The organism is Luteimonas gilva (assembly GCF_005239095.1).
Lineage (GTDB): Bacteria > Pseudomonadota > Gammaproteobacteria > Xanthomonadales > Xanthomonadaceae > Luteimonas_C > Luteimonas_C gilva.
Genome location: NZ_SZUA01000003.1, coordinates 676,095 through 688,223 on the forward strand (window position 1 = coordinate 676,095; position 12,129 = coordinate 688,223).

Annotated in this window: 11 protein-coding genes; 8 read left to right on the forward strand and 3 right to left on the reverse strand. The window is 64.8% G+C overall.

The genetic code is table 11. From position 1 onward, the window contains the following. Nucleotides 1-4 precede the first annotated feature (4 nt). From murC to FCE95_RS16890, 6 genes are all read left to right on the forward strand, one after another. The gene (gene murC / locus FCE95_RS16865) at nt 5-1,441 is read left to right on the forward strand and encodes a UDP-N-acetylmuramate--L-alanine ligase (protein WP_137268255.1); all 1,437 of its coding nucleotides are present in this window, start codon (nt 5-7) and stop codon (nt 1,439-1,441) included. Beyond that, nucleotides 1,438-2,391, forward strand: a complete 954-nt coding sequence (locus FCE95_RS16870; RefSeq protein WP_137268192.1) for a D-alanine--D-alanine ligase — start codon at nt 1,438-1,440, stop codon at nt 2,389-2,391. The genes murC and FCE95_RS16870 overlap by 4 nt, the downstream gene beginning before the upstream one ends. Continuing rightward, nucleotides 2,388-3,164 carry a cell division protein FtsQ/DivIB gene (locus FCE95_RS16875; protein WP_137268193.1) on the forward strand — a complete coding sequence of 259 codons (777 nt, stop codon included), beginning with the start codon at nt 2,388-2,390 and terminating at the stop codon, nt 3,162-3,164. Before FCE95_RS16870 ends, FCE95_RS16875 begins: the two co-directional genes overlap by 4 nt. Further along, nucleotides 3,161-4,396: a cell division protein FtsA gene (gene ftsA, locus FCE95_RS16880; RefSeq protein WP_137268194.1), complete on the forward strand. Its 1,236-nt coding sequence runs from the start codon at nt 3,161-3,163 to the stop codon at nt 4,394-4,396. Before FCE95_RS16875 ends, ftsA begins: the two co-directional genes overlap by 4 nt. Before the next feature lie 207 nt (nt 4,397-4,603). Next, nucleotides 4,604-5,812, forward strand: coding sequence for a cell division protein FtsZ (ftsZ, locus tag FCE95_RS16885; protein WP_137268195.1), 1,209 nt, complete (start codon nt 4,604-4,606; stop codon nt 5,810-5,812). 191 nt (nt 5,813-6,003) lie between these two features. Next, on the forward strand, nt 6,004-7,332 hold the full coding sequence (locus FCE95_RS16890) for a M48 family metalloprotease (protein WP_189644818.1): 1,329 nt from the start codon (nt 6,004-6,006) through the stop codon (nt 7,330-7,332). Between the two features lie 48 nt (nt 7,333-7,380). On the opposite strand, the gene FCE95_RS16895 is transcribed toward FCE95_RS16890, so the two are convergent. Further along, nucleotides 7,381-8,379, reverse strand: a complete 999-nt coding sequence (locus tag FCE95_RS16895; RefSeq protein ID WP_137268197.1) for a hypothetical protein — start codon at nt 8,377-8,379, stop codon at nt 7,381-7,383. A 15-nt stretch (nt 8,380-8,394) separates the two neighbouring features. Further along, nucleotides 8,395-8,967 carry a hypothetical protein gene (locus FCE95_RS16900; RefSeq protein WP_137268198.1) on the reverse strand — a complete coding sequence of 191 codons (573 nt, stop codon included), beginning with the start codon at nt 8,965-8,967 and terminating at the stop codon, nt 8,395-8,397. A gap of 269 nt (nt 8,968-9,236) precedes the next feature. On the opposite strand from FCE95_RS16900, the gene lpxC reads away from it, so the two are divergent. Next, nucleotides 9,237-10,145 carry a UDP-3-O-acyl-N-acetylglucosamine deacetylase gene (gene lpxC / locus FCE95_RS16905; protein ID WP_137268199.1) on the forward strand — a complete coding sequence of 303 codons (909 nt, stop codon included), beginning with the start codon at nt 9,237-9,239 and terminating at the stop codon, nt 10,143-10,145. 285 nt (nt 10,146-10,430) lie between these two features. Here the strand turns inward: lpxC and FCE95_RS16910 are convergent, their stop codons facing one another. Next, entirely contained in the window at nt 10,431-10,889 is a 459-nt protein-coding gene (locus tag FCE95_RS16910) for a DciA family protein (RefSeq protein WP_425481316.1), read from the reverse strand. A gap of 188 nt (nt 10,890-11,077) precedes the next feature. On the opposite strand from FCE95_RS16910, the gene FCE95_RS16915 reads away from it, so the two are divergent. Continuing rightward, nucleotides 11,078-11,968 carry a M23 family metallopeptidase gene (locus FCE95_RS16915; RefSeq protein ID WP_425481317.1) on the forward strand — a complete coding sequence of 297 codons (891 nt, stop codon included), beginning with the start codon at nt 11,078-11,080 and terminating at the stop codon, nt 11,966-11,968. Nucleotides 11,969-12,129: the final 161 nt, after the last annotated feature.

Genomic DNA, 12,129 nt, shown 5'->3' on the forward strand with positions numbered 1-12,129 from the left:
CACCATGCACACCCGGCGCATGCAGGACAGCGGCGATCTGGCCGCGGCCTATCGCCGCGTGCATTTCGTCGGCATCGGCGGCGTCGGCATGAGCGGCATCGCCGAAGTGCTGTGCACGCTCGGCTACCAAGTCTCCGGTTCGGACAATGCCGATAACGCGGTCACGCGCCGGCTGACGCAACTCGGCGCCACCGTGCACAAGGGCCATGCGGCCGCGAACGTGCTGGGCACCGATTGCGTGGTCGTGTCCAGCGCGATCAAGCCCGACAATCCCGAATTGATGGAGGCGCGCGCGCAGCGCATCCCGATCGTGCCGCGCGCCGAGATGCTGGCCGAGCTGATGCGCTTCCGCCGCGGCATCGCGGTGGCCGGCACGCACGGCAAGACCACCACCACTTCGCTCACCGCCAGCGTGCTGGGCGAGGGCGGCATCGATCCGACTTTCGTGATCGGCGGGCAACTGCTCGCCGCCGGCGCCAATGCGCGCCTGGGCGGCGGCCAGTGGCTGGTGGCCGAAGCCGACGAGAGCGACGGCAGCTTCCTGCGCCTGAATCCGCTAATCGCGGTGATCACCAATATCGACGCCGATCACCTGGAAAACTACGGCGGCGATTTCGCCCAGGTGCAGGCTGCGTTCGAAGAATTCCTGCATCGCTTGCCGTTCTACGGCTTGGCGGTGCTGTGCGTGGACGATCCGGAAGTCGCCGCGCTGGCCGCGAAGACGCCGCGCCACGTGATGGCGTACGGCTTCTCCGAAGAAGCCGACGTGCGCGCCGAAAACGTCGCCCAGGACGGCGCGCGGATGCGTTTCGACCTGTGCCTGCCCGACGGCTCGCGCACGCCGGCGACGCTGGCGCTGCCGGGCCGTCACAACGTGCAGAACGCGCTGGCCGCCGCGGCCGTGGGTTGGCAGTTGGGCGTGCCGGCGGAGGCGATCGTGCGCGCGCTGGAGAACTTCGCCGGCATCGGCCGCCGTTTCAACCTGTTGGCGGAACTGAAGACCGGCAGCGGCGCGAAAGTGCAGCTGGTCGACGATTACGGCCATCACCCGAAAGAGCTGGAAGCGGTGTTCGCGGCGGCGCGCGGCGGTTGGCCGAACAAGCGTCTGGTCGTCGCGTTCCAGCCGCACCGCTACAGCCGCACGCGCGATTTGTTCGACGAGTTCGCCGCGGTGCTATCGAACGTCGACGCGCTGGTGCTGACCGAGGTCTATCCGGCGGGCGAAGCGCCGATCGCCGGCGCCGATGCCAAATCGCTGGCGCGCGCGATCCGCGCCCGCGGCCGGATCGATCCGGTGGTGACCGCCAGCGCCGGCGATCTCGCCGCTCTGCTGCCCGACGTGCTGCAGGACGGCGATCTGCTCTTGCTGATGGGCGCCGGCGACATCGGTTACGCGGCGCAGAACCTGGCAACCAACGGATTCGAGGAAAAGAAGAAGTGAGCAAGTCCATCGCACCGCTGCGCATCACCGATCCGGCCGCCTTCGGCCGCGTCGCCGTGCTGATGGGCGGCAACAGCTCCGAGCGCGAAGTGTCGCTGGATTCAGGCCGCAACGTGCTGGAGGCGCTGCGCTCGCGCGGCGTCGACGCGAACGGCGTGGACGGCATCCCGAACCTGCTGCGCGAACTCAACACCAAGCAGTTCGACCGCGTGTTCAACATCCTGCACGGCGGCGACGGCGAGAACGGCGTGCTGCAGGGCTTGCTGCAGACGATGGGCGTGCCCTACACCGGTTCGGGCGTGCTCGGCTCGGCTTTGAGCATGGACAAGATCCGCACCAAACAGGTGTGGCTGTCGCTGGGCCTGTCCACGCCGCGCTATCTGCGCTTGCAGCCGGGCGGCGACGTGCACGTCGCGGCGCGCGAACTCGGCCTGCCGGTGATCGTGAAGCCATCGTGCGAAGGTTCCAGCGTCGGCGTGTCGCGCGTGTTCGACGATGCGGGCCTGGATGCGGCGGTGGAACTCGCGGCCCGCTACCCGGGCGAGCTGCTGATGGAGCAGCTGATCGAAGGCGACGAATTGACCGTCGGCATCCTCGGCGGCGTCGCGCTGCCGTCGATCCGGATCGTGCCGGCCGGCGAGTATTACGACTACCACGCCAAGTACGTGGCCGAAGACACGCAGTATCTGTGCCCCGGCCTGTCCGGCGCCGACGAGGACGCGATCCGCGCGCTGGCGTCGGCCGCGTTCGAATCGGCCGGTTGCAGCGGTTGGGGCCGGGTCGACGTGATGCGCGACCGCGCCGGCAAGCTCTATCTGCTGGAAGCGAACACCGCGCCGGGCATGACCAGCCATTCGCTGGTGCCCAAGGCCGCACGTCAGGTCGGCATCGAGTTCGACGAACTCTGCTGGCGGATCCTGGAGATGACGATGCCGGAGGCCAAGCCGTGAGCGCGATGCTGCGCTTCTTCGCTTGGGCGCTGGCCTTAGCGCTGGTCGCGCTGCCGGTGGTGGCCGTGGTCAACGGCTGGATCGGCGCCGAACGCTTCCCGCTGCGCAAGCTGCGCGTGACCAGCCAGTTCGAGCGCGTCGATCCGCAATTGCTGCGGCAGACCGTGCTGCCTTACGCCAAGCAGGGCTTCTTCGCGGTGCGCTTAGAAGACGCGCAGAACGCGGTCAGCAAGCTGCCGTGGGTGGATCGCGCCGAGGTGCGCAAGCATTGGCCGGACGTGCTGGAAATCCGCTTGATCGAACACAAGCCGTTCGCGCGTTGGGGCGCCGATCGCCTCTTGTCGCAGCAAGGCCGCTTGCTGCCGATCAAAGGCATCGAAGTGCCGAAGGGCTTGCCGCAGTTGGATGGGCCGGACGCGCGCACCGCCGACGTGGTCGAGCTGTACAACGAATCGCGCGAAATGTTCGCGCCCACCGGCGTCGGCGTGCGCGGGATCGCGCTCGATCCGCGCGGCAGCTGGTCGCTCACCCTGGGCAACGCCGCGCAAGTGGTGGTCGGCCGCGGCGACGAAGACGCGCGCCTGCGCTTGGCGCGTTTCGCGCGGCTCATGCCGAAGCTTTTGTCGCAGGAAGGCCGGCCGCTGCAGCGCGCCGACCTTCGTTACACGAATGGTTTTGCTTTGAGCTGGGGCGAAGCCGCTCCGGCGACGCCCTCACCCCAGCCCTCTCCCGCAAGCGGGAGAGGGGGTAATGCAGCAGCAGGTAACACATGAACCGCAAAGGCGACAAATCGCTGATCGTCGGTCTCGACATCGGCACATCGAAAGTGGTCGCGCTGGTCGGCGAGTATTCGCCGGGCAATCCGATCGAGGTCATCGGCATCGGTTCGCACGAGTCGCGCGGGCTCAAGCGCGGCGTCGTGGTCGACATCGAATCGACCGTGCAGTCGATCCAGCGCGCGGTCGAGGAAGCCGAGCTGATGGCCGGCTGCGAAATACGCTCGGTGTACGCGTCCATCTCCGGCAACCACGTGCAGTGCCGCAATTCGCCCGGGATCGTGCCGATCCGCGACGGCGAGGTGACGTACCAAGACCTCGACCGCGTGCTCGACGCGGCCAAGGCGGTGGCGATTCCGGCCGACCAGAAGATCCTGCACGCGATCGCGCGCGAATACGTGCTCGACGACTCGCAGGAAGGCATCCGCAACCCGGTCGGCATGACCGGCGTGCGCCTGGAAGTGCACGCGCATCTGGTGGTGTGCGCGCAGTCGGCCGCCGCGAACATCAGCAAGTGCGTGCAGCGTTGCGGTTTGCAGATCGACGATCTGGTGCTGTCCCCGCTGGCCTCCAGCATCGCGGTGCTGACCAACGACGAGCGCGAGCTGGGCGTGGCCCTGGTCGACATCGGCGCGGGCACCACCGACTTGGCCGTGTTCGTGCAGGGCGCGATTTGCCACACCGCTTCGCTGCCGATCGCCGGCGATCACGTCACCAACGACATCGCGCACATGCTGCGCACGCCCACGCCCGAGGCCGAGCAGATCAAGGTCCGCTACGCCTGCGCGCTGGCGCAGCTGGCGACGGCCGAAGAAAGCATCCAGGTGCCCAGCGTCGGCGACCGTCCGCCGCGGCGCTTGCCGCGGCATTCGCTGGCGCAGGCGGTGCAGGGACGTTACGAGGAAATCTTCGAGATGGTGCAGGCCGAACTGCGCCGTTCCGGCTTCGAGGAGCTGGTCCGCGCCGGCATGGTGCTGACCGGGGGCGCTTCGAAAATGGAAGGCGTGGTCGAACTGGCCGAAGAGATGCTGCAGATGCCGGTGCGCGTGGGCATTCCGCAGCACGTGTCCGGTTTGGGCGAAGTGGTCGGCAATCCGGTGCATGCCACCGGCGTCGGCCTGTTGCTGATGGGCAGCCAATTGGAGAACCCGCGGCGGCCATCGATCCCGACCGGCCGCGCGGGCAGCTTGTTCAACAAATTGAAGGATTGGTACCGGGGCGAATTCTGATTTGGCTTGTGTAGAGCGGAGCTTGCTCCGCTGCTCTTGATCTTGATTTCAGGAGTCGAAGAAAAAGCAGCGGAGCAAGCTCCGCTCTACACAGGCAGAAGCGCGGCGTGATGGCGCGACGCGCGGCGGCAAGAGGCAAGACGATTGCAACACATTGCGACAACAACCCGATTTCATAACTAGCGGTACAGAACGGAGGACGTGGACATGGCGCATTTCGAACTGGTTGAAAGAATGGCTCCGAACGCGATCATCAAGGTCGTGGGCGTGGGCGGCGGCGGCGGCAACGCGGTCGCGCATATGGTCAACAGCAGCGTGGACGGGGTGGAATTCATCACCGCCAACACCGACGCGCAGGCGATCAAGAACTGCGGTTCCAAACTGCAATTGCAGTTGGGCGGCAACGTCACCAAGGGACTCGGCGCGGGCGCGAATCCCGAAGTCGGCCGGCAGGCGGCGTTGGAAGACCGCGAACAGATCATGGATGCGCTACAGGGCGCGGACATGGTCTTCATCACCGCCGGCATGGGCGGCGGCACCGGCACCGGCGCGGCGCCGGTCGTCGCGCAGCTGGCGAAAGAGATGGGCATCCTGACGGTCGCGGTGGTCACCAAGCCGTTCCCGTTCGAAGGCCGTCGCCGCATGCAGGTGGCGCTGAAGGGCATCGAGGAGCTGTCCCACCACTGCGATTCGCTGATCACGATCCCGAACGAGAAGCTGATCACCGTGCTCGGCCGCAACGCGACGATGATCCAGGCCTTCCGCGCCGCGAACGACGTGCTGCAGGGCGCCGTGCAGGGCATCGCCGACCTGATCGTGCGTCCGGGCCTGATCAACGTCGACTTCGCCGACGTGCGCACCGTGATGAGCGAGATGGGCCTGGCGATGATGGGCACCGGTCACGCCCGCGGCGACGACCGCGCGCAAGCGGCGGCGGAGAGCGCGATCCAGAACCCGCTGCTGGACGACGTGAACCTGTCGGGCGCCAACGGCATCCTGGTCAACATCACCGCCGGTCCGGATTTCACCATGGCCGAGTTCGACGAAGTCGGCCGCACCATCGAGAACTTCGCTTCGGAAGACGCGACCGTCGTGATCGGCACTGTGCTCGATCCGGACATGCAGGACGAAGTGAAGGTCACCGTGGTCGCGACCGGCCTGAACCGCGTCGCCTCGCGTCAGCACGTGCGCGTGCAGGAGCATGAGCCGATCCGCACGCCGATCAAGCTGGTGCGCAACGCCACCACGGGCCAGCCCGACTTCGACGCGATGTCGCACGTCGAACCGGCGCCGACCCACGGCTTCGGCGGCCTGCGCAGCGGCCGCGCCCATGCGTCGGAGAGCGCGCCGGCGGTAGCCGATTTGCCGGGCGATTACCTGGACATTCCGGCGTTCCTGCGCCGGCAGGCCGATTGAGGTTTTCAGCTAGCCAGCGGTAACGTCCTCTTGGCTGCCGGGCCGCGCCGGCCCGGCAGCATTTTCGGTATCGGCGTCCTGTCGGGTCTGCGGGCTCGTCGGTGCGCCACTGCGATCCATGGCCCTTGCCTCGCATGGTCTCCGTCTTTTTGGCACGGCATCTCTCTGCCATATCGCCAACGGAGCAGTCCATGCGTTACCTGTTCGCTTTACTCTTGCTGGGCGGCGCGGCCTACGCCGCCGACGTAGCCCAAGAACTTCCCGCCAAGATCAGCAAACCCAGCGTCGACGTCTATAGCGCCCCCGACTTGAACGCCGAGCGCCTGCTGACACTCAAGCGGAACGACGCGGTCAAGATCGCGGGCCAGAAGGGCTTATGGTACGAGGTCGGCGCGATGCCCGGCAAATCGGGATTCGTTCGGGTGAACGATGTGCGGTTGGCGCAAGCCGGCCGCGACGACAGCGGCCCCAACGTGTTGTTCGTCGGGAAATCGGGCTTGGGGCGAGGCAGCGAAACCGCCGGCGTGCGCGGCCTCGATGAAAATCAATTGCGCATCGCAGCCGCGAATAACGTGCAGCTCGAGAAGATGCAAAGTTATCGTGCCGCTGCGAAAGCGGCTGCGGCTTACGCGCGCAAGCAAGGGCTCACGGCCACGGCCGTGGCTTACGCCGCCGAAGCCAAGCCGGCCGCGGCGGGGCAGGGCGGGGCGACGCAAGCGCAAAAGCGCGAAGGCATCTCCCAGGCGCAAGGCGCAATGGGGCGCCTTGGCATGGGCGGCGGCAAGACCAACGACGCCGCAGAGATGGCCAGCGCGTCCGCGGGCAAATCCGAAGCCGAACAGCAGCAAGAGGAATTGGCGCTGGGCCCGGCCTTGGCCGCGCGCGTGCTGGGAGCGAGCCCGCTGTGGAGCGACGATGCCGCGCAACGGCGGATCAACCTCATCGGCCGCTGGGTGGCGTCGAACACCAGCCGTCCCGATTTGCCTTGGACCTTCGGCGTCATCGCCACCGACGAAGTCAACGCTTTCGCCATGCCGGGCGGCTATGTGCTGATGACGCGCGGCCTGTATCGGCGTTTGGATGGCGACGCCGAACTCGCGGCCGCGTTGGGACACGAAATCAGCCATGTCGTTCAACGCGACCACTACAACGTCATCCACAAACAGGAAATGACCCAGGCGGGCGCCAAGATCGCCATGCGTAATGTCAAGACTCCGGCGGACGGCAATCCCGCGGCGGCGTACGCGCGCGATTTCGTGGAGAAGAACGGCGCGGCCATCTTGATGCGCGGCCTGGATCGCAGCGCCGAATACCGTTCGGACGAGGCGGCGCAGATCTACCTGGCCCGCTCCGGCTACAACCCGCTGGCTCTGTACTCGGTGCTGCAGAAGATGGGGTCGATGGGCAACAAATCCGGCTTCCTGGCGCAGCTGTACAAAACCCACCCGGCGATGGGCAAGCGCTTGGACCAGATCGACAAGCGCGGGCAGGGCGTATTGGAGCCGTATCTGTCGCGGTAGCAGACGGTTGAATCCGGCGACGCTGCCGGACCGCACGTCCGGCAGCGTTTATAGCGAGCGGCTCAGGCTGCGGCCTTGCGTGAGTTGCTGTTCCTGCGCCATCCATTGCTCGCGCTGCTGGGCCCGCTGAGCATCCAGCGATTCGGATCGTTGCATCGTCTCGCTGATCGGCGGCGGCGTTTCCGACAGGTCGACGTGCGCCCGGAAGCCAGGCGTCTTGCTCATCACGAAGACGCGGCCCTCGTGCACCATGACAATGTCCAGATGCTCGGCATCCCGCACGCAGCCGACTTTGGCTTGCAGCGTTACGTGGGCGGCCATTTCGTCGGATGTGCCTGCCGGTAGGTGTCGGCGGATGGTTTCGTGAAGGGCGTGGTCGGGATGGCGGGGGTCGCTGTAGCTGCGTGGACTGTCCAGAGATTGTTGCGGCTCCGTATTTCCTAGCCAACGGTCTGCAGGGCGTTCGCTATCCATGTGTGGCCGCACGCTATCTCGTCTCTGATACTCATCGATCCGCCCTTCCGGTGTAATGACTCCGGTGTCGAGATCACGAATGTATTCACGAAAATGATTGAGTTGCCATTCGTTGAAATCGATGTGGGTATGCAGCCCTACTTTTACGCCAGGTGGAGCTTTATTGCTCTGTCTGCCGAGCAATTGACCATATTCTATTTTTTGCCCCTCTTGTACATGGATGGGATGCATGTGCCGCACGCGCGCGATCAGTTCAGCGTCTTCGCTTGATCGGTTATAAATTTCAACGGTCCCCCAACGATCGAGCCGCGGGGAGCGTCGGATGTATCCAGATACCGGAGACGGTACATCCACTAGTGCGCTGCCCTCTACCGAGAGCACCAAGTCCTTGCTTACCATCCTTTGATGGGTTGGGGATTCGACATATTCCTCGCGGCTTCCGTCGATCTCGGCGTACCTGCGTTTATTGAGATCTTCGACCCAGGTGGGGTGATGCTTCTCGATAGATTCGTAAGAATCGACGTGCCCCCAGGACTTGCCAACGCTCTCCGCAACTTCGTATTTGCGAGCCATAAATTTCCTTGAAAATTAGGTAGAGCCATCCGTCATGCTGATCAGAAACCAGCAAGCCGCATATTTCTGGAACAGATAGGCCCGGCTATATGCGCCGCTTCCTTGGCTGTGCGTAAAAACCTCGTATCGATTACTGCTTTTCTTCGATATCTCGATCTCGACGCCTTTTTCAGCTAGAAGGCGCCGGTTGAGAATCAGAGGGAAATTCACCTCCGCTTTCTGGAGAAGAAGCACGCGAGGAGCCCGGTCTAAATCTTGAGGGTCGTACTGGACGGTTTCGTACGGGAAACGGGTGAAGGCTTCTTGCAACCGTTCGTCTGCAAGAAAATTTTCGATGAATACCGAAAAGTCCAGCGATGGGCACAGCTTCAGCGGTTGCTTGGTCTCCGCTCGCTCGATGACCGCAGATTCGGCCCTGCGTTCTGCGAGAAGCGAAGTTTCGGATTCGATCGGCGACAGGCCGGCATCGGATATCGGATGTCTTGCGTTCGGCGGCGAGCACGCGCCCGCGGAAAGCGAAAAAAACAAGCAGCACAGAAGTGGCCGAAAGTTCATAGGTGCCTGCGTGATTCCGACCTGCCGATGCACGGTAAAACCGAGCCTTGATGGCCGTGCTCTTCGCGCTTCATGCGGGTTCTGTGACGCGGCTCACGTCGCTTCGTATCCCGGGGAGGGCTGACTGTTCGCCCGGCCCGGCCGTACGATCGTTCCCCGTCCCGGCGCCCCTTCCGTTCAGGTTCAGGAAGGCGCATGCTAATCTTCGCCGTCTGGCGGCCAGGCACGCTTCTTGTGGCCGGCCGCGGCGTCCCGCGGCTCCAATAATTACAACGTCAGCGCAAGGCTCCGCCCCCCGACCTATGCTGCGTCAACGCACCCTTAAAAACGTCATCCGCGCCACCGGCGTGGGACTGCATAGCGGCGAGAAGGTCTATATGACTTTGCGCCCCGCGCCCGCCAATACCGGCATCATGTTCCGGCGCGTCGATTTGGAGCCGGTCGTCGAGATCCCGGCCGACGCCGACCTCGTCGCCGAAACCACCCTGTGCACCGGCCTGGCCCGCGATGGCGCCAAGGTCCAGACCGTCGAGCACCTGATGTCGGCCCTGGCCGGCCTGGGCGTCGACAACGTCTATGTGGAGCTGTCCTCGGCCGAGCTGCCGATCATGGACGGCTCGGCGGGCCCCTTCGTATTCCTGCTGCAATCGGCCGGCATCGTCGAACAGGACGCCGCCAAGCGCTTCATCCGGATCAAGCGTCCGGTGGAAGTGCGCGAGGGCGACAAGCTGGCCCGGTTCACGCCTTACGACGGATACAAGCTCGATTTCACGATCGAATTCGACCACCCGATGATCCCTTCGGCCCAGTCGAAAGCCACCCTCGATTTCTCCACCGCCGCCTACGTCAAGGAAGTCAGCCGCGCCCGTACGTTCGGCTTCATGCGCGACTTGGAATTCATGCGCGAGCGCAACCTGGGCTTGGGCGGATCGATGGACAATGCCATCGTCCTGGACGAATTCCGGGTATTGAACGACGACGGCCTGCGCTATGCCGACGAATTCGTCCGCCACAAGATCCTGGATGCGGTCGGCGACCTGTACTTGGTCGGCCACGCCATCGTCGGCGCCTACGAGGGCCACAAATCCGGCCATGCCCTCAACAACAAGCTGGTCAGGGCCCTCCAGGCCGATGCCGGGGCTTGGGAAGTGGTGACATACCCGGATGCCGAGGCCGCCCCGGCCTTCTATGGCGAGCTGGCCCCGGTCTGAGCCCGCCTTTTTAGGGTCGAGCCTGCTCGACTGCTTTCTGGCCTGATCCCGGGAACGTGCCCTAAGGGCAGTCGAGCAGGCTCGACTCCAAAAAGCACCTTTCCGAACCGCCCATCGGGCGCAGGCCCCCGCTCATCCCTGTGAGCGGATTGTGAAGCGCATGCCCAAATTTAACTTTTTTCTTCCCGGATATTAACGAATTGGGCGGACGACGCCGTTACCATGCCCCCTGGCTGGGTACGGCGGCCCGCTGGGGAAACGTATTTTCCCGCCGGACTCGGCCAGTCAAGAGCGTTCTCCAGGTTCCGCGGAGTCGGGATCTTGCAGGGAATCCAAGGCGGCTCGCAGGGCGTCACGCGAGGCCGTCGACATCGGTTTGACCGTCCTTTCCACCCGCGATGGCTTGTCGATCAGCGGGACGGCCGTCGTTTTGACGGTGAGGACGGTCGCATCGAGCCCGACGGACCGGGCAGCGTCGAGCACCTCGGCGGCGGCGAGCCTGAGCTTGGCCGTCCACACCGGGGCATCGGCGAGGAAGACCAGTTTGCCGCCCGGAGCGACATTGGCCAGCCGCACATGCGCGGCCAGTTCGGGAGGCAAGCAGGGACGCAAGCGCAGGTCCAACGCATCCAGCCACAGGGCTCGACGCAGTGGATCGCCGGCCGGATCGGCCAGCAGCGCTTCGAGTGCGGCTTGCGGTAGGGAGTCACGAGATCCGGAGCCGGTCATTGCGGACTCGGAGATTAAAGAAAGGTTAGCAAGGCGATTTCACAACGCGGGCAGTGTAACCATACGGCCCAGATTTTTTCGATTTCCGTCTTATCAGAAGCGCAACAGGGGCAGCGTTGCTCGTTAGCTGGCGGAGTCTTGAGATGGATGCTTCGGTTTCGATGAATTTTTCCGATTATTTGAACAATGCGCGCTATTGGGTGATGGATCTGCCCTACCGGACGCGCGATTTCATTTCCTTCCGTCCCGGCTTGGCCGCGATCGTGTTGGCGTCCATCGGCATCGCCGCCGGCGCGGGCATGCGCAGCGGCATCGGCAGCGTCGAAGTCGATCAACTTCAGGCCAAGCTCGATCGCCAGCAAGCGCAATTCGACGACGTGCGCACGCACGCCAAGCAAGAAGTGAACGCTATGGCCGCGCGCCTGGCCGAGCTGCAGGCCGAAGCGAATCGCTTGAACGCTTTGGGCGAACGCCTGACCCGCATCGGTCAGTTGCAGGACGGGGAATTCGATTTCGACAAGCCGGTCGGCGTCGGCGGCGCCGGCCCGGTGCGCGACATGAAGCCGGGCGAGTTGCACGACGGCCTGGATCAGCTGGAAGCCCAGTTGCAGTCCTCCGGCGGCCAGCTGACCCTGCTCGAATCGCTGCTGTTCAACCGTCAGCTCGATCAGAACGCGGTGCCTTCGCGGATGCCGATCGCCAACACCTACATCACTTCGGGCTTCGGCGGTCGCGCCGATCCGTTCGGCGGCGGCAGCCAATACCACAAGGGCATCGACTTCAAGGCCAACGTCGGCGATCCGGTGACCGCGGTGGCCGACGGCGTAGTCAGCTATTCCGGCGTGCGTTCGGGCTACGGCAACGTGATCGAGATCGACCACGGCAATGGCTACGTCACCCGCTACGCCCACAATTCCAAGTTGCTGCTGAAGGTCGGCGACCTGGCGCGGGCCGGGCAGACCATCGCCAAGGCCGGCTCCACGGGCCGTTCCACCGGTGCCCACGTGCACCTGGAAGTCTGGCAGAACGGCGCGGTGGTCAATCCGCGCAAGTTCCTGGGCGAGCAGGGCAATGGGCTGCTGAAGCGGGGTTGAGCTCGCATTAACCCTCGCTCGCTTGCGGGAGAGGGTTGGGTGAGGGCGCGCGGAGTAGCCCGCTGGCGGTGAATTAGAAGCGGGTGGGAACTAGCGTTCGACGCGATTTCAACCTGCGCGCGCCCTCATCCGCCCGCTGCGCGGCCAGCTTCTCCCGCGGG

Excerpts from the sequence above, each read along its gene's own strand:
- murC (WP_137268255.1), top strand. The coding sequence starts at position 5 with ATGCACACCCGGCGCATGCAGGACAGCGGCGATCTGGCCGCGGCCTAT.
- lpxC (WP_137268199.1), top strand. The coding sequence starts at position 9,237 with ATGCTGCGTCAACGCACCCTTAAAAACGTCATCCGCGCCACCGGCGTG.
- ftsZ (WP_137268195.1), top strand. The coding sequence starts at position 4,604 with ATGGCGCATTTCGAACTGGTTGAAAGAATGGCTCCGAACGCGATCATC.
- FCE95_RS16895 (WP_137268197.1), bottom strand. The coding sequence starts at position 8,379 with ATGGCTCGCAAATACGAAGTTGCGGAGAGCGTTGGCAAGTCCTGGGGG.
- ftsA (WP_137268194.1), top strand. The coding sequence starts at position 3,161 with ATGAACCGCAAAGGCGACAAATCGCTGATCGTCGGTCTCGACATCGGC.
- FCE95_RS16890 (WP_189644818.1), top strand. The coding sequence starts at position 6,004 with ATGCGTTACCTGTTCGCTTTACTCTTGCTGGGCGGCGCGGCCTACGCC.
- FCE95_RS16915 (WP_425481317.1), top strand. The coding sequence starts at position 11,078 with ATGGATCTGCCCTACCGGACGCGCGATTTCATTTCCTTCCGTCCCGGC.